Here is a 25,038-nt window from a genome sequence, read left to right on the forward strand (position 1 = left end):
ATGTTTTTACCTCGGAGACATCTGATTAGGTGCTTTTCATTTCTCTATGATTTCAATTTTACATCAAAACGATCAGCGTCCATCACTTTTACCCATGCTGCGACAAAGTCACGTACGAATTTTTCTTTGTTGTCATACTGTGCATACACTTCTGCTAGGGCGCGAAGTTCTGAGTTTGATCCGAAAACAAGGTCGAAGCGGGAAGCAGTTCGCTTCACTTCTCCTGTCTTACGGTCGCGGCCTTCATATTGATTGAAGCCCGCTGATTTCCATTCGATGCCCATGTCGAGCAGATTGACGAAAAAGTCATTTGTTAGCGTACCGATACGGTCTGTGAATACGCCGTGTTTCGTCCCTTGATAATTTGTCCCAAGCACACGCATACCACCGAGAAGGACTGTCATTTCAGGAGCCGTCAGACCGAGCAGCTGTGCTTTGTCTACGAGCATCTCTTCTGGACTCGTAGAGTATTCTTTCTTCTGATAGTTGCGGAATCCGTCAGAAACGGGCTCTAATACATCAAACGTACCGGCATCTGTTTGTTCTTGTGTCGCATCACCGCGTCCAGGGGTGAAGGGAACAGTTATATCAAAGCCTGCGTCTTTTGCTGCTTTTTCAACGGCTGCACTTCCTCCGAGAACGATTAGATCAGCTAAACTCACTTTCGTATCGAGCTGGTTTTGGATCTCTTGGTAGATTCCTAGAACTTTCTCCAGCTGTGCGGGTTCGTTTGCTTCCCAGTCTTTTTGAGGCGCCAGACGAATGCGTGAACCATTCGCACCTCCGCGCATATCAGAATTACGGTACGTGCTTGCTGAAGCCCAAGCCATTTTAACGAGCTCGCTTACAGATAATCCAGCATTTAAGATTTTTTCTTTTAACTGAGCGATCTCAAATTCTGACAAATCATAATCAACACTCGGAACAGGATCTTGCCAGATTAGATCTTCCTCTGGCACCTCTGGACCTAAGTAACGGACTTTAGGACCCATGTCACGGTGAAGCAATTTGAACCAAGCACGCGCAAAGGCATCGGCAAACTCATCTGGATTCTCATAATAGCGGCGAGAAATTTTTTCATAGTCGGGATCCATACGCAATGCCATATCCGCTGTTGTCATCATCGTCTTAACGCGAATGGAAGAATCTTCAGCATCAGGAGCCATATGCTCTTCTTTCATGTTGACAGGACTCCATTGGGAAGCGCCTGCCGCACTCTTTGTTATCTCCCACTCGTATCCAAATAAGAGGTCGAAATAACCGTTATCCCATTGTGTCGGGTTCGAAGTCCACGCTCCATCAACACCACTCGAGATCGTGTCACGTCCTTTTCCGCTTCCGTGTTTGCTCAACCAACCTAAGCCTTGTGTTTCAAGGGTAGCTGCTTCTGGATCATCCCCAACAAGTGAAGCATCACCTGCACCATGTGCTTTTCCAAAAGTATGGCCGCCAGCGATAAGGGCAACTGTTTCTTCGTCATTCATCGCCATACGGCTGAACGTGTCCCGAATATCACGAGCACTTGCGAGTGGATCAGGCTTTCCGTTAGGTCCCTCTGGATTCACATAGATCAGACCCATTTGAACGGCTGCAAGTGGTTTTTCAAGCTCGCGGTCACCGGAGTAACGGTTGTCCGCTAACCATTCTTTTTCAGTACCCCAATACACATCTTCTTCCGGATGCCAGATATCTTCACGTCCGCCAGCAAAACCAAACGTTTTTAACCCCATGGATTCGATGGCTACGTTTCCTGTTAACACAAGCAGGTCTGCCCATGAAATTTTGTTGCCGTATTTTTGCTTGATCGGCCATAAAAGGCGGCGTGCTTTATCAAGGTTGACGTTATCTGGCCAGCTGTTAAGTGGTGCGAAGCGCTGGGATCCTGACCCGCCGCCTCCACGTCCGTCAGCTGTTCGGTATGTACCTGCAGCATGCCAAGACATTCGGATAAAGAAAGGACCATAGTGACCGTAGTCAGCTGGCCACCAATCTTGGCTGTCTGTCATCAGCTCATGAAGATCTTTTTTCAGCGCGTCATAATCCAGCTTTGAAAATTCTTCGCGATAATTAAAGTCTTCACCCATCGGATTAGATTTTTGGTCATGTTGACGAAGAACATTTAAATTAAGCTGGTTCGGCCACCATTCCTTATTTGTCGTACCTCGAGGAGCTGTCGTTGTTGTGATCGCAGTATCTTTGTGGTGAGTTACAGGACATTGTCCTGCGGACGTATGTTCTTTTTGATCGGGCTTATTGTTGTTTTCCATTACAATTCTCCTTCCTAGTCTGGAACACAAGATTGTAAAGCGTGACAAAGCTATGATGTTAAATTTCAGATTATTATGATAGTTCTATTATAGTAGACAGACATTTGGATTCAAAGCGTAATGCTTGTAATTACTGTCTCTAATGCCAATCGTAAAAAAGATTTAAATATTACAAAAAAATACATATTAATAGGTTTTAAGAACTAGTATAATTTGGGTATATAGTAAATTACGACCTGTACTACATAGTTAAAGTTCCAAAAGATTATGAGGAGGGTAAATTTATGAAGAAGATTTTATCACTAGCTTTATCATGCTTTTTGTTAGTAGGTATTGTCACACCTGTTTATGCTGCAGAAGATGAGGATATCGCTAAAGCGTTAGAGATGATTGAAAAGACGAACAGAGATATTGATACGAAGATCGAAAAAGCAGTTAAAGAAGCAGATTCGCTGCATGCTAATTATCTTTTTGAGATTCAAAAGTTAGAAGAGGGAGATAAAGTAGTAAAATTAAATGAAGAGAAGAAAAAAATCGACTCTGAAATGAACAATTTGAACAGCAATGAACAAGACAAGCTGACTAAGTTAACAGAGAAGCTGATAGAGACAACTGCAAAATTAGAAGAAGAAAAATTGCGTATTAAAACTAAGATGGAACAGATTGATAATGAAATAAATGCAGTAACAGCAGAATTAGTCTCATCAGGTGATGATTCTAAGAAATTGAATGATAAATTAAATAAACTCAATGAAAAGTTAAATAAAAAAAATGATAAGTATACAGAGAAAACAGAAAAGTTTACAAAAGATCTTCAAAAAGTAATAGATAATGTATATAATGAAACACTAAAAATGTCGGCTGTAGCTATTGAAAAGGCTGCTCAAAAAGGAGTTATCGCTGAGTGCAGTTGGAAACTCGTGCGCTTTGCTGATCAATGGGTTTGGATAGATCCTGTAAGGGTAATTAGATTTACTAAGGGATAAAAAAATTTTCATCGCAAAAAAGGAAATAGTCTGTCTATCATAGAATTACAGCTAAAGCGAGTCTGAATTAAAAAGGCTCGCTTTTTATTGATTTTTTTAAAAGGGGGTATTTGAAATGCCTTTTCACATAGGCAAAAAAGGTTCAACTATTGAGAAAGTGTCTTTTGAGACATTTAATATAGGTCTTCTAGCTCGTGGAGATGGTGTAGATATCATGCTGCAGGCGATAGAAGCTAACGAACCTTTTTATGTATATCCCAGCGATAACCCCAATGTAATGGAATTCTTTTATATCCTTAAAGGTGAATTAAGTTGCGAGTTAAATGGACAAAAAGTTCATTTAGGCCCTCAAGACTATTATTATACGAGTGATCTAGAAGAGCCGGTATATTTTACAGCTATTACGGATGTAGAATATTTATGGGTGATTACGGAACCTACTTTTTATCAATTAAGTGAAAGTGTTACACAATTGAAGGATATCGTTGACCAAGTAGAAGTAAAAGACAGATATACATTTAAGCATAGCGAAAGAGTAAGTCTCTATGCTGTGCAAATCGCAAAGAAATTAATGGTTCCTAAAGAAAAAGTTGAAACTTTGTACATCGCTGCATTGTTACATGATATTGGAAAGATCAATACGCCTACTGAAATATTAACAAAGCCTGAAAAGCTGACAGAGGAAGAGTTTTCAATTATTAAGAGGCATCCATCAGATGGTGCGGAGATGGTGAAAAACCTCTATTACGAAGGTGTAGCACAGATTATCGAGCAGCATCATGAACGATTGAATGGAAGCGGGTATCCGAAACAGTTAAAAGGTAATGAGATACTTTTGGAAGCACGAATAATAGCAGTAAGTGATACCTTTGACGCTATGACAGAAGATCGAGCCTATCGAAAAGCCTTTGACGCACAAGCGGCTATTGATGAACTAATAAGGCTGCAAGAGTCTCATTACGATAAAAGGGTTGTTGACGCTTTATTAGAAATCTTAAAAGAAGAAAAGCGGATTTAAACCATTTAACTTAATAACAGCAAGCAACAGATAACCACCTTACCACATGAGGGGGTTATTTTTTTATGTCTTGATAAAAATTTTAAATTAAAAAGATTAAACATTGGATATTTCGGGTATTTAAAGAAATTATATGTGTAAAAATAGTAAAAATCTAACCCTCCATATACTAGGATCAACAGTTTTTAGCGAAGGAGAGAAAGAATGAACTTACAGTTTGATCAATATAAGCAGTTAGGTATTCGGGAAATATGGGGAAGTAAGAACCAAACCATTTCTTCCGTTTGCTATGATTCGAGAAATGTAACTCGCAACTCTTCCTTTGTGTGCTTAACCGGAGAAAATAAAGACGGTCATGTTTTTATGGAAAGTGCCATTCAAAAAGGTGCTGTAGTGGTGGCTGGTGAAAATAAAACTTTATTAAAGAAGGCAAGCAAAAGATACGGAAATCTGACTTTTTTACATGTACATGATGCACGTGAATTTTTGGCAGCTTTATCAATTGTTTATTATCAAAACATCCATGAAAAATTAATAACAGTTGGTATTACGGGAACAAACGGTAAAACAACGGTTGCAGCCTATGTACGTTCACTTATGAATTTATGCGGCATAAAATCGGGTTCGATCGGAACTACGGGAATGATTACATCTACCGGGAAGTTGAACTTTACACAGTCAACACCCACAACCCCTGAAGCACCTGACCTTCATTACATACTTCAGGAATTTGTACAACATGGAGATCAGCTTGCTGTAATGGAGGTTACCTCTGTAGGTATTGAACAAAAAAGGGCAGAAGGCATCCATTTTGATGTAGCCATACATACGAACCTTTCGCCAGAACATCTAGAGTTTCATCATACATTTGAAAACTATAAACGTGCGAAACTAAAGCTTTTCAATCAAGCAAAAAAAGCTGTCGTAAATATGGATGATGAGGGTATGTCAGAAGAAATTTTGCGATCCTTTAAAGGGCCTCTGCTTACCTACAGTTTGGAAAGGGACAGTGGCGCGGATGTCATCGCTACGCATTTAAAACCGTTAGCAGATGGGACGGCTTTCACCCTGACCATAAAAAATAAAAACTATTTTGTGAAAGTGCCTTTATACGGGACTTATAATATAGCAAACCTGCTTTCAGCCCTCTGTACAGGTATGCACGCAGGGATCTCCATCGATCAGATGCTTCAAGTCCTTCCTGAACTAACAGGTCCTGAAGGAAGATTCGAGATCATTCATAAACAGAACCGAAAGATTATTTTGGATTACGCACATACACCCGTTGCTTTGCAAAATCTTGTAACGGAAGTAAAAACGTTGCCATACAAGCGGCTGATCGTCTTAGTTATGGGGATCGGAATTAGGGACAAAGAAAAGATGCCAAAAATGGCACGAACCATTGAGAATCAAGCTGATGAAATTGTTGTATCTGTCGATCATCCAGGGTACAATGACCCGCGTGAAATCATCGGACATGTGATGAAAGGGTTCAAAAATCCTTATGCGGCAAACATCCACACTGAACTGAACCGGCACGACGCCGTCATAAAAGCTCTTTCTTTAAGCAATGAAGGGGACACGGTTCTTTTAACAAGCGGCTGTATTAACGGAGCGCAGATTATTAAAGGAGAAAAGATACCGCACTCTGACAAAGATATTATTGCAGAGTTTTTCAGAAGTAAAGAGGTTGTGAAGAGTAGAAGGATGATTGTATTTTCTAAGATGAAGTGGGCTGCGCACCAAGAGCGAAATATACTTTAACTAACTTTTAACCCCGTTATGAGCATAGCGGGGTTTTTGCTATTTTAATACTTATAGCGTGAAACACGCTGCAACTGCAGTTATCGTGATTACAAATAAATAAGCGGGGTAATGGTAACTACTTACAAAAAATCCCGATAACGAAAGGGCTGACAACTTGAATACGCTACTTTTAGTATCACTTTTGGTGAGTTCGATCTTAACTGGGTCAAACCCGAATCAAATGCAAGTCAATAGGACGAGCAGCGAAGAGCCGAACGCATCCGTTCATGCCACTTTTGAAGAGCAGCAAGAAGCAATCTTACAATTTATTAATGTCGACGTTGCGAGAGTTTCTAGTTATGAAATGGAAGCTTTTGATTCTCTAGCAAAAGTGTCTGGTGAAAATTATACAGATGATGAAACGATGTATTTAGAGCTGGTCGAAAACACGATTCCAGCTTATGAAAAAGCATTAGCAGAAGTAAAGAATATTGAAGTACAAGGGCAAGAGCTAGAGGAAATGAAAAAACGGCTTTTAGTAGCTACGGAAACCTTTTATGAAGCCATCTTGCTCCAAAAGCAGGCTTTAGAACAGCAAAGCGAAGAGTTAATGGTTGAGTCAAATTTTAAACTAGAGGAGTACATTCAATTAGTTGATGCCTATCATCTGGAATTAGAGCTGCTGAGTCTAAAGTACAAAGTTGAATATGAGAGAAATGACGAAAATACAGAGAAATCTGATGAAAGTTTCATTTAATCGTGCAAAAGCTGAATCAAAAGGTGCGTAACGTGCCAGTTTGATTCAGCTTTTTTGTTTTAATGCAATTTTTTTAGATGAACTTTCTTTGATAGAGGGCATTTCGAAGTGGTGTGAGCGAAACGGAGGCCGAACTGAGCGAAACTAAGGTCGAACTGAGCGAAAACGCTACTCAACTGAGCGAAACGAGCGCCCTATTGAGCGAAACTGAGGTGTCATTGAGCAAACGTGTAATAAATATAAGAACACGTACCGTGAAAACCCAACACCACCGCGAAACCAGCCTTAAAACGACATCTATTCTTCCAGCAGCATATGTATAAACTCCTGTGTTGCGAACGTAACATATTTGCCTTTCTTTTTGATGATTGCTAATTGATAGGGAAGAGTTGGATTAACAATTGGAATCGCTTTTATCGAATCGGAATCTACTTTCTCTGAAATAGATTGTGGAAAGATAGAAACCCCTAAACCTTCACCGATCATACCGCTGATAAAATCCCACTGTGAGCTTTCGTATGAAATTTTCGGGTGAAATCCTGCCTTTAAACACTCATGAATCACCCTGTCATGCAGTGTAAATCCTTCTTTAAACAGAATAAAAAGTTCTTCACTCAACTCCTTCATCTCAACTGTTTTTCGGTTTGCGTAAGGGTGAGAAGAGTGAACAAATAACAATAGCTGTTCTTCTATAAAACTCACGACTTCGAACTCTTCTTGGTCTGCAGGTAAGACGACAATGGCAAGATCCAATAGGCCATCATGAACTTCTTGCTGAATTTCGTTCGCCCCGTGTTCGACCATCTGAATTTTAATGTCGGGGTAGCGTGTTTTGAATTTCTTAATGAGTTTTGGGAAAAATAAGAAACCGATAAGAGGTGGTATTCCTATTTTGATTTTGCCTTTTTTCAAATGCATCAAGTCGTACAAATTCGCGGAGAGATTGTCGAGAGAATCGAGTATCATTCTACTTTGTTCGAAGACGATCTCACCCGCTTCAGTAAGCTCGATTTTTCTGGAAGATCGGTCGATCAGCTCCATTTCAAGTTCATCTTCTAAACTTTTAACCATTTTACTGAGAGCGGGCTGAGAGAGGTGCAAAACTCCTGAAGCTTTTGTAAAACTTTTATACTTTGCAACTGCGTGAAAATAAGTGAGCTGGCGAATATCCATATTTATTAACTCCCAATCTATAACTTTTTCTCATACTAGTAATAGTTATAATTCATTTTACTTATTTATAGCACAAGAGTAAAATGTCCTTCGTGCAAAGAAACCATTTTTAAAGAAGTGCCAAATGATGAAAGCGCACTCTTTTATATACAAAAAGGAGGAAAGATTTTGATTAGTATTATTATAGGTCTAGCTCTATTGATGTTTTTTGCTTACCTCGGCTGGTCGATCATTTGGGTTGCGCCAATCGTAGCTGGAATTGTTGCGCTAATGAGCGGTTTAGACCTTATGGACGCCTATACAAATACGTATATGACTGGCTTTGTGGATTTCGCAAAAGCTTGGTTTCCAATCTTCTTATTAGGAGCAGTACTCGGAAAGCTGATGGAAGATACCGGAGCAGCAAAATCGGTTGCTATTCAGTTTACAAAGTTTATAGGGGAAAAACGTGCCATACTCGGCGTACTAGTAGCATCAGCTGTACTGACATATGGTGGAGTGAGTCTCTTCGTTGTTGTATTCGCAATCTATCCGATTGCTCTAGCTTTATTTAAAAAAGCGGATATCTCGAGAAGGCTGATCGCACCGACAATTGTTCTTGGTGCTTTCACGTTTACGATGACGGCCGTACCAGGAACGCCTCAGATCCAAAATTTAATCCCGATGAACACGTTTAAAACAACACCGATGGCGGGTACCATTATCGGTATTGTTGCAACGCTTATTATGGCTGTAGGCGGATACTTCTGGCTGAAGTTTAGAGAAAAACGATTAACAGCAGCTGGAGAGAAATATACAGAGCCGGATCGATCAAAAGAAAATGAAGATGAAGAAGAGGGTAACCTCCCAAACTGGATTCTTTCATTAGTACCTTTACTAGTCGTTGTCATTTTACTTAATTTCTTAAAAGTAGCTCCTATTCCATCCCTATTAGCTGGAATTTTAGCCATTCTACTTATTAATGTGAAGCAATACAAGACGTTCATTCCATCTATGAACGAAGGAGCGAAAGGCTCTGTTATGGCAATCATCAACACGAGTGCAGCTGTTGGTTTTGGTGCTGTCGTAACAAGTGTGCCTGACTTTGACAACATTACGGATATGCTTTTAGGCATCTCGAGCAATCCGCTTGTATCCGAATCACTAGTGGTTCAGCTTCTGGCAATGATCACAGGTTCTGCATCAGGCGGGATGGGAATTGCCTTACAAGCGCTTGGCAATACGTATTATGAATTATCACAGTCAACAGGCATGAGTCCAGAAGCGTTCCACAGAATGGCATCCATTGCATCTGGTGCATCCATCCTTCCGCATAACGGCGCATTGCTGACTCTTCTTGCGGTAACACAATTAACGCACAAGGAAACCTATAAAGATGTGTTTGTTGTAGCTTTAATCATACCTACAATAGCTGTAATTGTCGGAATCATCATGGCAAGTATGGGTATTATATAAAAAATTTTAGGAGTGAGTCGTATGGTAGAAAATAAAGTAGTTGTTATTACAGGATCTGCAAGCGGTATTGGCTTTGAAATCGGAAAAGTGTTTGCTGAAAACGGAAGCAAAGTGGTCTTAACAGATCTTAATGCTGAAGGAGTGAAGAAGGCTGCGGAAGAACTTAAGAATCTTGGGCATGAAGCGATCGGCCTTAAAGCTGATGTTACAAGTGAAGAAGATATTAAGAACATGATCGAAACAGCACACAAAGAGTATGGGCGAGTAGATGTTTTAATTAACAATGCAGGTCTTCAGCATGTATCACCCATCGAAGAGTTCCCTACAGATAAATTTGAACTGATGATTAAGATCATGCTGACGGCACCATTCATCGCAACAAAGCACGTGATGCCGATCATGAAGAAACAAGGCTTTGGACGCATCATCAACATTTCATCGATTAATGGTTTGATTGGATTTGCTGGAAAAGCGGCTTACAACAGTGCAAAACATGGTGTAATTGGCCTTACAAAAGTTGCAGCACTAGAATCAGCAGCTGAAGGCGTAACGGTTAACGCCCTATGCCCAGGTTATGTGGATACACCACTTGTTCGCGGTCAATTAGAAGATTTAGCAAAAACAAGAAATGTATCCTTAGATAAAGTTCTTGAAGAAGTTATCTATCCGCTAGTACCGCAAAAACGTCTTATGGATGTAAGCGAGATTGCAGACTATGCCATGTTTTTATCAAGCGATAAAGCGAAGAGCGTAACAGGACAAGCCATCGTCATTGATGGCGGTTATACAGCTCAATAAACCTGGAAACCCCTCAGCACAGGAGTGCTGAGGGGTTTTTTACTCTTTCCTATATGAGAAATTCTCAATTCATATAAAAAAGCTCCAGCCAAAAGGCAAGAGCTAAGCTTTATAAAGCCTCATTAATGACTTTCTTATAATAAAGAACAGATAACAAGCCAAATATCGAATAAAGGATCGTATAGACGACCATCACGATAATCATCGGCGTCCAAACTTCAGCACCAAATAAGAACCAGCCAGATTGTACGGCGAAATAACTGTGAAGTAAGCCAATCATTAAAGGGATACCAAAATTAAATAGTTGCTTATACTGAGTTCCTTTTAAGAGATCTCCTTGTGTATATCCTAACTTCCTCAATATGGTATAGTTTGATTTTTCATTCTCACCTTCATCCATCTGTTTAAAATAGAGGATACAGCCAGATGTAATAAGGAAAGTAAGTCCTAAGAAACCTACGATAAACATCATGAGTCCCATGTTTTTCTTTTGATTGCTGCTGATTTCATATCGTGATTCATTGTAGAGTTTTTCGTGTGTTCCCGTGGATTTAAAAAGTTTATCCGCTTCCTCAAGCTTTTCGCGATCCTTAATTGCAACGCCAATATAGAGATTAGATTCCTTCTGAATTTTAGGATCTAAATCTTTTTTGATACGTTTGAAAACCGTATCATCTACAATGGCAACAGGTACACCGCCTCCTGTAAAGTACCAGGAAACAGGGTGTTCTTGCTTCAGTCCTTCGTAAGTTTGGGAGATGACCTTCGTCTTTCCTTTCAACTGAATGGTCCCAGAATTTTTTAAAGGCATAAATTTCTGCAGAAGATCGTTATAACCAGTAAACACCGTTTCGTCTGGTGAAACATCTATCCAATCAACAGACTTATCACTAATTAGGGGAAGAGGCATCGCCTTTGGATCGATGACTAAATCTTCAAGACTTCGATCAACAAGTTGTCCGGCGTTCACGGTTGATTGAATGACCTCAATGGATGTTTCCGTGTAGGCTATCTCTTTTTCTTTTAAAGCTGCCTCAAAGCGATCTGCAGTTTCTCTTTGGATAATAGAAAAATCATGTGGTATACGATCCTGCGCTGTTTTTTCTGCTGAATAATAAGAGATATAGGCAAGACATAGCAAAGCAATGGATAGGGCGGATACCGTCGTAATAATGGTTAAGAGCAAGGCGTTAGATTTCATGCGAAACATAACAGATGCAAGTGACATCACTTCATTAATAGATAAATATCCGTCTTTTCGCTTTCTGATCACGTTAAAGATAAAGCTAACAGATCCTTTGTAAAAGAAATAAGTTCCTAGTATGACTGATGCAAGAATGACGATCATGGCACCGAATAACTCAGGCATCGTTGTAAAATCCCCGCCAAATAGCTTAGAGGAAATGAAATAGCCCGTCATGATCAGAAGCAATCCGATAACACCGATAATGATTTCCAAAACAGAGATTTTTCTCATTTTGTTCTCCGTTGAAGAAATGACTCGGAACAAAGCGAGTATACTTTGTTTTTTTATAAAGATGTAATTCGTTAACATAATAAATAGATAGATAGCAGAAAAAACAATAACCGTCTGAATAAGAGCGTGTGTTGAAAAACGTAGAGTTGCGATTGCTTCAACCCCAGTTGTCTTAAACAGTATTAAAATAATTAATTTCGAAAAAGAAAAGCCAGCAAAAATGCCGATTCCTAAGCTTCCGAAATAGAGTATGAGATTTTCAACAGTTAGCATACGGAATATTTCACTTTTGGTCATGCCGATCAACTGAAACAATCCGATTTCTTTACTTCGTCTTTTAATAAAAATGGTGTTGGCGTATAACAGAAAGATACTAACAATAATGACAAGCAAGACAGAAGCAGCGCGTATGGATGCTTCTCCTTTCACAGAGCCTTCAACGGAATCCATGGAGGGATCATATTGCAGCGTAACAAATGCGAAATAAAGAGCTGAACTAAAGATTAAGGCAAAAACGTATAGGTAATAGTTTTTCAAGTTTTTCTTACTATTTCGGAGAATAAGCTGATTAATGTTCATGGTGGACACCGCCTAAAACACCTTGCGTTTTCATGATGTCTTTAAAGAAGTTCTGTCGATCTTGGTCGCCTTTCATCAATTGCGTGTAGATCTGTCCATCTTTAATGAACACCACACGGCTGCAATAGCTTGCGGCAACCGGATCATGTGTCACCATTAATATGGTGGCCATACGATTTTCATTGAGAGCACTCAGTTTATTTAATAAATCAGATGCAGATTTTGAATCAAGAGCACCTGTTGGTTCATCTGCAAAGATGATACTCGGCTCATGTATAAATGCTCGAGCAGCGGAAGTACGCTGCTTTTGACCACCTGAAATTTCATTTGGATATTTGTCCTTAATGTCATGAATGCCTAACTCATCCGCTACCATTTCGAATTTTTGTTCGGCTGTTTTCTTTGGTGTCTTTGAAATGGATAAAGGCAATAAAATATTTTCTTTCACCGTTAACGTGTCTAATAAGTTATAGTCTTGAAAGATAAACCCGAGATGGTTCTTGCGAAATTCAGCAAGCTGTTTTTCTTTCATAGCTGTCATTTCTACAGAATTAATATGAATGGTGCCTTCGCTTACCCGGTCGATCGAGGAAAGGACATTTAGCAATGTTGTTTTCCCAGACCCGGAAGCCCCCATAATACTTACAAATTCCCCTTTTTCAACGTTTAAGTCAATCCCTTTTAGGACGTGCTGTTTATTATTTTTAGTACCGTAACTTTTATGAAGTTTAACTGCGTTCAAAATACTCATTTCCATAACCCCTCTCTGATAGTTTTAGTATAGAAAGAGTTCATCTGTTATTCCTTCTATTGACCGAACAAAATACAAAAGCATGTGACACTTTTGTCACATGCCCATAATCTGATGAAATTCATTCTTACTAGGGAAAACAAGGGTAAAGGTCGTTCCATCATGCAGCTTTGACGCTGCAGAGATTTTTATATGAAGAGAATTCGCTGCTTTCTGAGCTAAATACAACCCCATACCGGTTGACGCTTGATCATGATGTTGAGAAGTTGAAGTGAACCCTTTATCAAAAATACGAGATAGATCACGCGCGTCAATTCCACGTCCAAAGTCCGTTATTTCAAGATAGGTGCGTTCATCTTGTTCATAACTTTTTATCCTGATATCGGAATCATCGCTATACTTTACGGCGTTGGTAAGGATCTGCCGGATGATAAACGCAAGCCACTTTGTATCCGTTAAAACATGCGTAATCTGCAGATCAAGATCAAATCCTATTCCTTTTTGTATACACCACGACTGCAGTGTTTTTAGTTCGGAAAAAAGAAGAGTTTCTAAATCAGTGTTCTCCATATAAAGGTCATTTTTAATAAAAGGAATTCTCTTTTGATGAAGCTGCTGATCGAGCAGAAGGTGAATGCGCAGCCACTCATAGGTTAAGTCAGCTTTTAATGATTTATCGTCTATCCGTTGAATCATTAAGTGTAATGCGGTTAAAGGTGTTTTTACTTCATGAATCCAAGATAACATCTCATCTTTTTCTTGCTCAATCTCCGTTCTAATTTTTGAAGCGGCTTGGTTTAAATGTTGAGTTTGTTCTAAGATACTTTTCTCTACAATCGTTTCAAAAGGGGAGCGGGCAGTTGGAAGACAAGAAGGATCCATGTCATTTATACGTTCTTCTAGTTGTTTATAGTAAATCGTTTCTTTTTGATAACGTAAAAATAAGAACAAAAAGAAGAGAATTGAAAATAAAAAAACAAAATAACCCACAGCTGACAGGGAAATGGATGGGTCAACATAAGCGCCGAATAATAAAATCAGCTGTTGTAAAAGGAAGAACAAAATCCAGCTTCGCCTTTCTGTTATAAAGTGCTTAATCATACGTTATTCTCTTCAATCGCCATATAGCCTTGGCCAACTTTGGTTTCAATATATTGGCCTAACATGATCTCATCTAAACGTTTTCGGAGGCGATTTACGTTGACGGTCAGCGTGTTATCACTAATAAACCGCTTATCATCCCATAAGCTGTTTATAAGATTATCACGGCTAACGATTTTATTTTTTTGTTCGATCAGAAGCTTAAGAATAAACACTTCATTTTTTGTCAGTTCTACAGACCCTTTATCGTTTGCAACTAAATTCTTCTCATAGTCAATGGTTGCCCCGCACCATGATTTCAAGGACACGGCCTCGGTGTTGTAGTTATAAACACGACGTAAGATAGCATGAATTTTAGCGATTAAAACGTCAAAATGAAAGGGCTTTTGAACAAAATCATCCGCTCCAAGCTGCATAGACATCACCATGTCACTTGGATGGTCACGAGAAGATAAAAAGATAATGGGAACATTAGAATGAGAGCGGATATTTCTGCACCAATGAAAACCATCAAATTTAGGAAGCTGGATATCAATGATGACTAAATCAGGTTTAATCGTAGTAAACTCTTGAATGACATGAGTAAAGTCAGTAATACCATACACCTCATAAGACCACTGAGCTAAACGTTCTTTTATCTCGTTAAATAGTGTTGAGTCATCTTCTATAAGCAGAATCTTAAACATACTTTATCACCACATCATAAAAGTTGTATGGTTAGATTTTATAGCAAAACCTGGATATTTACTACTAAGGCTGCAAGCTCACTTTGGATCATATAAAAAGGATCCTTTACGAGAGGATCCTTTGAGGAACTATAAAACGTCAACTTCACTCATCAAACCGTGTGTATTTCCTTCAGAATCTTTAAAGAATACCATCCACGTTTCTGTATTTCCCATTTTTGCAACGATGTGCGGTGAATCGATGAATGTTACTTCTTTTTCCTGAAGCGTGCTGTAGGCTTGCTTGATGTCGGCCACGTTAAAATAAATAACAGAGCTAGAATGAGCAAATTCCTCTTTTTCAGGCAGGGTTAACATGATTCTAAGTCCGTTACAGTCAAAGAATGCCATCGTATCCGTCTGAAATAATAGATTCAACCCTAAGATCTCCTCATAAAAAGTAATCGACCTCTTTATGTTATGAACCGGTACGGCAAGCTGTCCCACGTTTTGAATAACATTCGTTTGAATCGTCATACTGATCTCTCCTTTTCATTTTCTTCAATCATCATAAACAATCTTAAGAATTAATTCTTATCCAATATCACCTTTTTTCGATATTGAAGGGGAGAGAGTCCAACATGCTGTTTGAACAGTTTGCTGAATGAAACAGGATTGTTCAGTCCGATTTCAAATGTAATATCGGTCATTGAGTAATCTGTATGCTTTAACAGAAGGATGGCTTTAGCGATTCTTCGTTCAGTGATGTCCTGAAAAGGTGTTTTCTTATAGATGGCTGAGTAATTTCTTAATAAATGATTAGGGGACAAACATGAAATGGCTGCAATCTCTTCTAATGTAAGCCGCTTATCATAAAAAGCTCTAATATATTCATGTGCAATGCTGACTCTCTTATAAATCTCTTCACGAGTAGACAAATGTACGGCGTCAAGCCGACCGACTTCTCGGAATGTCTTTGTTTGTTCCATGAGGAGAATTTCCATAATAAGATGAAACTGTTCATCTAACAAGTGTAAATCATTTGTATATTCACTGGCACTTTCTTTGAGATGATCGAGCACATACATTAAGCGATTGCTTGTTTCATAGGTTTTTTCAAAAAATGCAGCAGAAGGAATGTTGTTAAAAGGATCATCCAGCAGCTTGTTCGCTGAATGGGACATGTTTCGTAAAACATCTCCTGCAAAATGCTCTTGGAAAAAAACACAGAAGGATTCGACCTCACTGCGTTCTTCGATAGAGATGGCATATGGACCTTCATTAAGGAGCAGATAACGTCCTTCTTCGACTGCAAAATACCCTTTATTCGTTTTGTAATGAGCCTTTCCATTTGAGAAGGTTTTAATAGAGAGAAGTCCGTTACCCTCCCAATGGTATTGATTGCTACTTGCATGTAGTATGTAGTTTGATGTGCTTTTCTCAGCCATTTTGCAGCTCTCCTCGGCAGAGTTTGTAATAGGTAAATTATACCTTAAAGCGTGTTCCTTAGCGTATTATTCTTAACAATGTTCCACATGAAACATTAAAAAAAGAAGGTGATGATTTATTAATTTCTACAGAATGAATCAATCATACTTAACCACTGGCCATTTTTCTTTTCTAAGTGAACGCATCAGCACAGGACTTGCATGTAAGTTCGTCTGAGCAAGCTAATGCCATGCATTGATTTAACGATCGTCACTTTTAAACATTTCTAGAAACCACAGACATGGGTCTTTGTAATTGGGAGCTCACGAACGGTAATTTCTCTAGACTGCTGACTTAACTGCATGTGTGTATCTGAATACGAAAATCGTAAATTTGGTACGTCAAATGGAAAGTACATCAACTTGCTGATTTGTTGAGATGGAGCTAAACAAAGAAAAAACACCTGAAAGCTTGCCGAGCTTAAAGGTGTTTCGTATGAGAAAAAATATCGTCTTGGTGGCTTTTAATTCGTTTTAATTGTGCAACGATAATGATGCTGATAATGACAAGCAAGAACCAAGAGCTGATCTTACCAATGTGAACGAGTGACCAAGACGCTTCCTGATTAGGGTACTGCCAGGCTCCAAGAAACGTTGTAATGTTCTCCGCAATCCAGATAAAAAATCCAATCAGCAAAAAAGAAAGAAGGATTGGCATCTTATAGACACGGTCATTAATCGTATAATGTACAACTGTCTTATAAAAGATAGGAAATAAGAGCAGAATTAGAATCCACCTGGCATCAAACGAGTAATGATGGGTAAAAAAGTTTAAATAGATCATTACACATATTCCAAAAGAAAAAAGAGAATTCGGCCAACCCGTAATCTGAAGATCTAACCTCCGCCAGCTTTGACAAATATAGCTAGCAACACTTGCATACATAAAACCGCTGTAGAGAGGTACACCGTAAATTTTAGAATAGGCTTCTTCAGGATAGCTCCAAGATCCCATATGTACTTTAAAAAGCTCAAGAGCTAAGCCGATCAAGTGAAAGACACAGATGACTTTTAGTTCATCTATCGTTTCAAGCTTCGTTACGATCATGGCAACCTGTGTGATGAGACATAAAAGAAGTATGAAATCGTATCGTGGGATGAGCGGAATGCTGACGAATTTTGAAAGAGCTAACGCACCAAAGATGATGACTGGAAAGATGCAAGAAAGTGCTTGTAAATAAGTGAATTGCAGAAGCGCCCTCATGAGTAAACCACCTTTTATCGATTGATATGGAAATATATTGTATCCATAATAACCTATGGTGATGTAAAACTCATCATACAAAAAAATGTTTAGTTTAACATGAATCTGTTAGTTGACTTCTTTTATTTAAGTGCTGCATCTGCTAATGAATAGACGATCGCATCATCTGTTGGCGGATTATGAAGGCCAGCTCTCACATCTCGAAAATGCCGCTGCAGCGGGTTTTGTACAGAAAGACTTCTAGCTCCAACGATTCTCATCGCGAGATCAACGACTCTGTTTGCGCTGTTTGTTACAGAATGCTTAACAGCAGCGAGTTCTGTCGCTAGATTTTGACGTTGTTCTGGGTGGTTTACCCATTTTTCAGCAACGGCATGAAGAATGGTTCTTGCCTGAAAGAGCTCAAGTTCTATCTTTCCAATCTTTCTTCTTACTTCTGGTACGTCTGAGATAGGTCCTGATAAAGTGTTAGGACTATACTCTGATGCAAATGCAATTGCATAATTCCGCGCTGCTTTTGCAATACCCAGGTATACAGCAGGCACCTGCAAATACCAGCCCTTTGGTATGCTGTTCTTCCCATCTTCTATGACAAGAAGATTTTCCTGTGGTACGTAAACGTCTTTTAATAGCAGATCATCACTCTTTGTACCTCTCATCGAGATGCTGTCCCAAGTTTCCTTAACAAAAACGCCTTTTTCTTGGTGGTTCACTAAGAAAAATCCTTTATGATTGGTTCCTGAGATCGTCGCTGTAATGACCGAAAAATCAAGGGCTTCTGCCATAGACGTAAAAGCTTTGCTTCCGTTGATCAGCCATCCATCTGCTTTCTTTACGGCAGATGTAGTAGGCATACCCCCTCGAGAAGGGCTTCCTGTTGCACGCTCTGTTTGAGCCAAATTAATGAGTGCTTTATGTTCCACAACTTTCCGGCTAAGATCAGCGAATGAATTACCACTCCAATGACGGTTTTCTGCCGCCTCTAAAAGGGTACCCAAATGCCACCCAAGAGAAAGGGCAGTAGGAGCATCTCCCTCAGCTAAATGCTCTTGTATCGTTAAAAACTCGAGAAGGTTTAACCCCTTACCACCATATTCTTTTGGAATGGTGAGAGAAAGAAAGTTATGATTCTTCAGGTCTTGAAAGTTCTCATGGGGAAAAACGCCTTCACGATCTACATGCTCTGCTCGTTTCTTGAAGTTTTCTTTTAATGCTAGAGCAGTATTTATCGCTTCTTCAAAACTATCTTTTTGAATGGTTTTTCTCAAAGATATGCTCATGGTTCCCTCCTAAAGTTTTTTAAATTGGTTTTAGAATTTGGTCTTTTGATTTTATAAAAAGACTTCATTGAAAAGTTGATTGTAGTGTAAGGTGCGAGACTCCTGTGGGACAGGAAGGGAGGTGAGACACTTAAAAGTGAAACGCCAGAATGTGGCTCACCCCCTGCCCCACGGAAAGCGAGCACCTGAAACGGAAATCAACAGCTATCAAGTACTTCAAAGAACAACTAAGCACAAAAAAGCCCTCTTTCAAAGACGAAAGAGGACGTAAATTCCATGATGCTCACACGCTCTCTCATCTATCAGACATTCAAAAAACATCTGCTGGAATTAGCACCTTTCTTTAAAAAAGCGGTTGCTGCAGGATCATAGGACCAGTTCCTCCCCTGACTCTTGATAAGAATCATACAATATTCATTTATTAGTCATCACTATAAAGCATCAAGCAAACCGCTGTCAATTAAAAACTGAAAACTAAGAACATTTACTCATTTCTAAAATAAATCGTTGACAGACCATTTTTATTCCTGTATATTCTGTTGATAAATTCAATAATATCGATTTCTTATCGAGAGAGGTGGAGGGACTGGCCCTTTGAAGCCTCGGCAACAACTATTTTTAGTACTGTGCCAATTCCAGCAAGCGGAATCGCTTGAAAGATAAGAGGAAACGTATACGTATGTTTTTTTGACGTATCTTCAAACCTCTTCTTACATGTGAAGAGGTTTTTTATTTTCTCTTGGAACAGGTACGAAAATACAGGATACGGAGGAATTTATTTTGAGTAAAGAAATTTTGTTTAACGCGTTTGAGATGACGAGTGCCATGCATAATTCTCATGGCCTTTGGAAGCACCCTGAGAACAAGAGACACCGAAACTATAAGGATCTGAATTATTGGATTGAATACGCAAAACTTCTCGAAAAGGGGAAGTTTGATGCAGTGTTTTTTGCAGATGTACTAGGTGTTTATGACGTGTACAAAAGAAGCAAGCATCCGTCGATCCGCGATGGACTGCAAGTGCCTTTAAACGATCCAGCGCTTCTCATATCTGCGATGGCGAGTGTTACTGAAAATCTATCGTTTGCCATTACGGTCAGTACGACGTATGAACAGCCTTTTGGCAACGCGAGACGTTTTTCCACACTTGATCACTTAACAAAAGGTCGTATCGCTTGGAATGTGGTCACGTCTTACTTGCCGAACGCTGCAAGAAATTTTGGTTTAGAGGATATGATCAAACATGATGAACGGTACAACATTGCTGATGAATATCTAGAAGTGTCATACAAGCTTTGGGAAAACAGCTGGGAAGATGGTGCATTTGTTGAAGACCACGAAACCAATACGCTTGTAGATCCTGAGAAAGTTCATGAAATCAATCACGATGGCCACTATTTTAAAGTGGAAGGGCCACATTTAAGCGAACCATCCTTACAGCGGACTCCTGTTATCTATCAAGCTGGAACATCAGAGCGGGGCCGTGATTTTGCAGCAAAGCATGCAGAGTGTATTTTTGTCGGTGGACCAACACCAGAAAGAATTCGTTTTTATGCTGACGATATTCGTAAACGCGCTGTAAAACATGGACGTAATCCAGAAAACATTAAGATCTTTTCGTTTTTAAACGTGGTGGTCGGAAATACCACTGAGGAAGCAGAAGAAAAGTTTAAAGCATATACAAGCGTCTGGAGTGCTGAAGCGGCAAAAGCGCAATACGGAGCAAGCGGCTATGATATTGCCGAATATGAAGAGTTAGATCCTGATCTTCCGTTTGGTTACAACAAATCCACAGAGGGCGGACATTATAAAGCGGCTATGCTTACAACCGATGCGCCAAAACCGCTTACGGTGGGAGAAGTATTAACTCGTTTTGAATCACCAGATAGAAGTAGTTTTATCATCGGCAACCCAGAAGAAGTAGCAGATGGTATACAAGCTCAATTTGAAAAATCAGGAGTAGATGGATTCAACTTAAACCATCTCGTTACACCAGGTGATCTAGAATCTTTTGTGGAGTTGGTTGTACCCGTTCTTCAAGAGCGAGGACTGTACAAAAAAGAATATAAACAAGGCACACTTCGAGAAAAATTATTCTCCCAAGGGGAGCCGCTATTGCCAAATGATCATCCGGCGGCAAAATTCAGAAGAGCCTTTGTGGAAAGTAAATAATAAAGTGGGGAGAGAGACAAATTGAGAAGATATTCATTACTTTTATTTGCAGTCTTTATTAGTGTTCTATTGTCAGGTTGTGGTGCTTCAGGAGAAAACGAGAAAAAGGAAATTACTCTAGGCGCTACCGTTCCATACAGTGATATGCTTGAAAAAGGAGTAAAGCCGTATCTTGAGAAAAAGGGATACAAAGTTGAAGTGAAAGAGTTTAACGATTATGTCCAGCCTAATATTTCATTAAAAAGCGGTTCATTGGACGCAAACCTCTTTCAGCATAAGGTTTATATGGACGCCTTTGGAAAAGAGAATAATATGAAACTCGCTTCTGTTATAACGGTGCCCACTGCACCAATCGGCATCTACTCTAAGAAATATAAAACATTAGATGAAATAAAGCCTGGAAGCACGGTTACTCTAGCAAATGATCCGACTAACTTATCGAGAGGGTTAACGGTTTTACGAGATAACGGATTAATCGAGATTGATAATTCCGCAAACCCTTTAAAAGTATCTGAAAAAGACGTTACTAAAAACCCAAAAAATCTCAAGTTTCAGCCAGTAGAGGCTGCGCAAACACCACGAACACTAGACTCGGTAGATCTCGCGGCAGTGAACGGAAACTTTGCCCTCTCTTCAGGTCTGGACTTAAAGGATGCTCTTGTTAAAGACAAACTGCCTGAGGAGATCATTAATCGAATTGTTGTACTCGAAAATGATAAGAATTCCAAACTTGCTAAAGATCTTAAAGCTGCAGTAGAATCTGAAGAATTTAGAAAAGTGATAGAGCGTAATTTTGGAGAGTTTCATAAGCCAGATTGGATGAGTAAATAAATAGACAAAAAAACTTGTCCAATAGCCGTTACCAACTCCCTTAACCTTCATAGAATATCCTATGTTGACTCGGAAGGGGGACTTCTATTGAATAACTGCCCGCACTGCGGCCTTTTTCGGTATGATTTAAGCGGCTGCATCTGCTCTGATCAAGACACTCATTTCGATTGGAATAAGAGATATATCGATGAGATCTTCAACGCAAAGAATGGTCATGTACAAGCATCTAAAAAGATGAAAATACAACAGAATCTATCAGATCGATAATCGCAATTAGCCTTATCTTTTCTACTAAAAAATGAGCTGACAATGCTTTTGTCTAGGACAAAGGCATAAGTCAGCTTTTTACATGCAAGAAAAAAGCAGACCTCTTTAACAAGGTCTGCTATTTCCTTCTCTTCTATGGACGAAGTGACGGAGGTGTATTCAACTTTCTAACATATGAAGAGCGTTCACTTGGCAAAGAATCAGTGTTAGAGGTTTCAATATTTTTTTGAATGACAATACTTGAACCGATTTGCCCTTGTACCTTAAAGCCCCAATGCTTAAATACGTTTAATGCATCGGTATTGTCCTCATCTACTGTACCAAAAACAGTGTGGATGCCTTGTTCCAACAAGTGTTTTTCGAAAACTGGAAGAAAGGAGCTGGCGATCCCTTTTCCTTGATGCTTCGTATCTAAAACAACATAGTCCACAAAAATCATGTTTCCAATTCTAAAACGATAACAAACAAAACCTACAATTTGGTTATTGCTTTCACAGATAACCATGACTTCATTCGCCATTTTTAAAATTAACTCGATTACCTCTCTGCGGACTTGAAAGTTATTAACGACTAAATCTGCTAATAAAGGATCGTCTTTACCAGGAACCCGTTTACGAATATACAAATATATTCCCCCTTGTATTACTTTGAAAAGGGAAGATTGATGAAAAAAAGCAAAATTGTATCTTAAATGGTTGTCAAAAAACACTGATGCAGTTATTCCGAAATATCCCCTATGCTTGTACTATATGTGGTTATCTATGAAAAAGTTTGGATATTGTCCCATCTTAAGCTAAAAAGGCATCGGCCTATTTATGAAAGGTTAAATACAAATGCAAAAGCCGGAGAAATCTCCGGCTTTTCTAGCATTTTCCAATTATGCTGGTCTTTTTTTACAAGTTTTCTTTCTTTTCTTTGGACCAAAAAGGGCTTGTAGTAGGCTCACTATAGACACCCCCTTCTATACCGAACTTCAGAGAAGAGGACCTTCTGTTCCCCCTCTATCCTATCTTACGCAAGCTTGTCTCAATTGCTTGGACAAATAACGATTTTAGAAAAAATGGATTAAGAAAAATACATACGTTCAAGTAATGATAGAATTTTGTTTATAATTTAAGGAAAAAGATTTGAAGATAAAGTGGAAGTCATTCATGGATATTGTGAGAGAACAACGAAAACATATATGTCCTTGAGTATTTGGTTTTTACATTGCTTGGACTCCTGCATGGTTTGTTAAAATAAAAGCTACATTTGTTTGAATGAATAAAAAAACCACTGACATAATGGCAATTCCATTACATCAGTGGTTTTATGCATGTTGTTATTAACGAACACCTTTCATGAACACTTGAATCTTTGGTGCGAGCATGAACAGGATAAGACTTAGAAGAATGGCTACTCCACCAATTACTCCAAAGTACATCATTTCGGTTTTATCTGTATAAAATTTAACGATTTGTGCGTTAATTGCCTGTGCAGCTGCACTGGATAAGAACCATAAGCTCATTGTTTGTGCTGAGAATGCAGCAGGTGCAAGTTTCGTTGTTGCAGAAAGACCTACAGGTGATAAGAGAAGCTCACCAATTACAACGATAAAATAACTAAGAACAAGCCATAATGGATTTACTAGTGCGTCTTCTCCGCCAAAGTATGCAGGCAGAAGAATAACAAGGAATGATAGTCCAGCAAATAATAAACTTAAAGCAAATTTCTTAGGTACTGACGGCTGACGGTCACCAAGCTTCACCCAGATCCAAGCGAATAACGGCGCTAGAACAATGATGAACAATGGGTTTAATGATTGGAACCAAGCAGGTGAAATTGTGATACCTGCAAATTCAAGGTCTGTACGCTTGTCTGCATATACAGCAAGAATGGTAGACCCTTGTTCTTGAATAGCCCAGAACATTACAGAAGCAATAAATAACGGGATATAAGCGATAATTCTTGAACGCTCGGTTGCCGTCGTTTTTGGGCTGCGGTACATTACGATAAAGTAAAGTGTCGGAATGGTAATACCGAAAATACCAACTAGAGTAATGAATACGTCTAATGTAAAGATACCAGCAGGGATTGTTGTACCTAAGATTACAGCTAACGCAACCACACTAATACCAACGATTAATGAAACTTTTTTCTTCTCAGCAGGTGATAATGGGTTGGGCACATAAGTACCTGCAAGACCAAGATTCTTTTTCTTAGTAACAGCAAATACGATTAGTCCTAAAAGCATACCAAGTGCAGCAATCCCAAATCCTAGATGGAAGCTAGTTTTTGAAACTTCCCCTACAATCAATGGAGAGATGAAAGCACCTAGGTTAATACCCATATAGAAAATACTGAAACCAGCATCTCGGCGATTATCTTCAGGTGAATACATGTCACCTACAACGCTTGAAACGTTAGGTTTAAGTAAGCCTGTCCCAATTACGATAAAGACCATTGAAATAAACAACATAGTCAGATCGCCTGGTAATGATAAGACAATGTGTCCGATCATTATTAAAATACCACCATAGAATAACGCTCTAGATGTACCAAAAACTCTGTCTGCTAACCAACCACCGATTACACCTGACATATATACGAGTGAACCATAAATGGACATAATAGCTAAAGCAGTGGACTCTTCTAGCCCTAAACCACCTTTAGAAACCTCATAGTACATGTAATAAATGAGGATCGCTCTCATCCCATAATAAGAAAAGCGTTCCCAAAACTCAGTGAAGAATAGTGTGAATAGACCTTTAGGATGTCCAAAGAAGCCTTTTTGAGGTACACTATCCGCAATTTTCTGTCTATTGATGTCTGACATAAGACAACCTCCTTTAGTTCATTAAATATAATACTTTGAAATATTTATTATTGTCAAAAGTTTTCGGCTTATCTATTATTACAGGTTCTTATGCATTCGTAAATGGAAATTACAACCTATGAAGCCGTTTTCACTTATAACTATGCAAATACAAAGTATAAAAAGTGTATAAATTTTGTATAGAAATTACCCGGATAGTATGTACAAAA

21 protein-coding genes and 2 riboswitches are annotated in these 25,038 nt (G+C 39.0%); of the genes, 9 read left to right on the forward strand and 12 right to left on the reverse strand.

All coding sequences use genetic code 11. The features are described from left to right. Positions 1-44: 44 nt before the first annotated feature. On the reverse strand, positions 45-2,267 hold the full coding sequence (gene katG / locus AWM68_RS16425) for a catalase/peroxidase HPI (protein WP_066244305.1): 2,223 nt from the start codon (positions 2,265-2,267) through the stop codon (positions 45-47). A 284-nt stretch (positions 2,268-2,551) separates the two neighbouring features. On the opposite strand from katG, the gene AWM68_RS16430 reads away from it, so the two are divergent. From AWM68_RS16430 to AWM68_RS16445, 4 genes are all read left to right on the forward strand, one after another. Continuing rightward, positions 2,552-3,253: a hypothetical protein gene (locus tag AWM68_RS16430; protein WP_066244307.1), complete on the forward strand. Its 702-nt coding sequence runs from the start codon at positions 2,552-2,554 to the stop codon at positions 3,251-3,253. A gap of 115 nt (positions 3,254-3,368) precedes the next feature. After that, on the forward strand, positions 3,369-4,271 hold the full coding sequence (locus tag AWM68_RS16435) for an HD domain-containing phosphohydrolase (RefSeq protein WP_066244310.1): 903 nt from the start codon (positions 3,369-3,371) through the stop codon (positions 4,269-4,271). A gap of 204 nt (positions 4,272-4,475) precedes the next feature. Further along, complete coding sequence (locus AWM68_RS16440) at positions 4,476-6,035, forward strand: UDP-N-acetylmuramoyl-L-alanyl-D-glutamate--2,6-diaminopimelate ligase (protein ID WP_082820747.1); 1,560 nt, start codon at positions 4,476-4,478, stop codon at positions 6,033-6,035. 157 nt (positions 6,036-6,192) lie between these two features. After that, positions 6,193-6,774, forward strand: a complete 582-nt coding sequence (locus AWM68_RS16445) for a hypothetical protein (protein WP_066244313.1) — start codon at positions 6,193-6,195, stop codon at positions 6,772-6,774. Between the two features lie 297 nt (positions 6,775-7,071). Here the strand turns inward: AWM68_RS16445 and AWM68_RS16450 are convergent, their stop codons facing one another. Next, positions 7,072-7,947, reverse strand: a complete 876-nt coding sequence (locus AWM68_RS16450; RefSeq protein WP_066244315.1) for a LysR family transcriptional regulator — start codon at positions 7,945-7,947, stop codon at positions 7,072-7,074. A 168-nt stretch (positions 7,948-8,115) separates the two neighbouring features. On the opposite strand from AWM68_RS16450, the gene AWM68_RS16455 reads away from it, so the two are divergent. Then, positions 8,116-9,402, forward strand: a complete 1,287-nt coding sequence (locus tag AWM68_RS16455; protein ID WP_066244318.1) for a GntP family permease — start codon at positions 8,116-8,118, stop codon at positions 9,400-9,402. 21 nt (positions 9,403-9,423) lie between these two features. Continuing rightward, positions 9,424-10,200, forward strand: coding sequence for a 3-hydroxybutyrate dehydrogenase (locus tag AWM68_RS16460; RefSeq protein WP_066244320.1), 777 nt, complete (start codon positions 9,424-9,426; stop codon positions 10,198-10,200). Between the two features lie 109 nt (positions 10,201-10,309). Here AWM68_RS16460 and AWM68_RS16465 read toward each other — a convergent pair whose 3' ends face one another. The 8 genes from AWM68_RS16465 to AWM68_RS16500 form a co-directional block, all read right to left on the reverse strand. Beyond that, complete coding sequence (locus tag AWM68_RS16465; RefSeq protein ID WP_066244323.1) at positions 10,310-12,256, reverse strand: ABC transporter permease; 1,947 nt, start codon at positions 12,254-12,256, stop codon at positions 10,310-10,312. Further along, complete coding sequence (locus AWM68_RS16470) at positions 12,246-13,007, reverse strand: ABC transporter ATP-binding protein (protein ID WP_066244325.1); 762 nt, start codon at positions 13,005-13,007, stop codon at positions 12,246-12,248. Before AWM68_RS16470 ends, AWM68_RS16465 begins: the two co-directional genes overlap by 11 nt. Before the next feature lie 96 nt (positions 13,008-13,103). Further along, positions 13,104-14,108: a sensor histidine kinase gene (locus AWM68_RS16475; protein WP_066244328.1), complete on the reverse strand. Its 1,005-nt coding sequence runs from the start codon at positions 14,106-14,108 to the stop codon at positions 13,104-13,106. Continuing rightward, positions 14,105-14,794 (reverse strand): response regulator transcription factor, encoded by a 690-nt coding sequence (locus AWM68_RS16480; RefSeq protein ID WP_066244331.1) that lies wholly within the window; start codon positions 14,792-14,794, stop codon positions 14,105-14,107. Before AWM68_RS16480 ends, AWM68_RS16475 begins: the two co-directional genes overlap by 4 nt. A 129-nt stretch (positions 14,795-14,923) precedes the next feature. After that, entirely contained in the window at positions 14,924-15,304 is a 381-nt protein-coding gene (locus AWM68_RS16485; protein WP_066245706.1) for a VOC family protein, read from the reverse strand. Between the two features lie 56 nt (positions 15,305-15,360). Beyond that, complete coding sequence (locus tag AWM68_RS16490; RefSeq protein WP_066244332.1) at positions 15,361-16,221, reverse strand: helix-turn-helix domain-containing protein; 861 nt, start codon at positions 16,219-16,221, stop codon at positions 15,361-15,363. A gap of 460 nt (positions 16,222-16,681) precedes the next feature. Further along, positions 16,682-17,464: a DUF817 domain-containing protein gene (locus AWM68_RS16495; protein WP_066244333.1), complete on the reverse strand. Its 783-nt coding sequence runs from the start codon at positions 17,462-17,464 to the stop codon at positions 16,682-16,684. Between the two features lie 122 nt (positions 17,465-17,586). After that, entirely contained in the window at positions 17,587-18,744 is a 1,158-nt protein-coding gene (locus AWM68_RS16500; protein ID WP_066244336.1) for an acyl-CoA dehydrogenase family protein, read from the reverse strand. 292 nt (positions 18,745-19,036) lie between these two features. Further along, a riboswitch (SAM riboswitch) is annotated at positions 19,037-19,147 on the reverse strand. A gap of 159 nt (positions 19,148-19,306) precedes the next feature. Further along, positions 19,307-19,410, forward strand: a riboswitch (SAM riboswitch). Between the two features lie 114 nt (positions 19,411-19,524). Here AWM68_RS16500 and AWM68_RS16505 point away from each other — a divergent pair. The 3 genes from AWM68_RS16505 to AWM68_RS16515 all read left to right on the forward strand — a co-directional run bounded on the left by AWM68_RS16505 (position 19,525) and on the right by AWM68_RS16515 (position 22,014). Beyond that, positions 19,525-20,916, forward strand: coding sequence for an LLM class flavin-dependent oxidoreductase (locus AWM68_RS16505; protein ID WP_066244338.1), 1,392 nt, complete (start codon positions 19,525-19,527; stop codon positions 20,914-20,916). A 21-nt stretch (positions 20,917-20,937) separates the two neighbouring features. Then, positions 20,938-21,747, forward strand: coding sequence for a MetQ/NlpA family ABC transporter substrate-binding protein (locus AWM68_RS16510; RefSeq protein ID WP_066244341.1), 810 nt, complete (start codon positions 20,938-20,940; stop codon positions 21,745-21,747). Positions 21,748-21,834: 87 nt separating this feature from the next. Next, positions 21,835-22,014, forward strand: a complete 180-nt coding sequence (locus tag AWM68_RS16515) for a hypothetical protein (protein WP_066244344.1) — start codon at positions 21,835-21,837, stop codon at positions 22,012-22,014. A 133-nt stretch (positions 22,015-22,147) separates the two neighbouring features. On the opposite strand, the gene AWM68_RS16520 is transcribed toward AWM68_RS16515, so the two are convergent. After that, entirely contained in the window at positions 22,148-22,639 is a 492-nt protein-coding gene (locus AWM68_RS16520; protein WP_066244347.1) for a GNAT family N-acetyltransferase, read from the reverse strand. A gap of 699 nt (positions 22,640-23,338) precedes the next feature. Beyond that, a complete protein-coding gene (locus AWM68_RS16525) occupies positions 23,339-24,829 on the reverse strand; it encodes a peptide MFS transporter (protein ID WP_066244351.1) in 1,491 nt (496 codons plus the stop codon). Positions 24,830-25,038 lie beyond the last annotated feature (209 nt).

This window comes from Fictibacillus phosphorivorans, assembly GCF_001619875.1.
GTDB lineage: Bacteria > Bacillota > Bacilli > Bacillales > Fictibacillaceae > Fictibacillus > Fictibacillus phosphorivorans_B.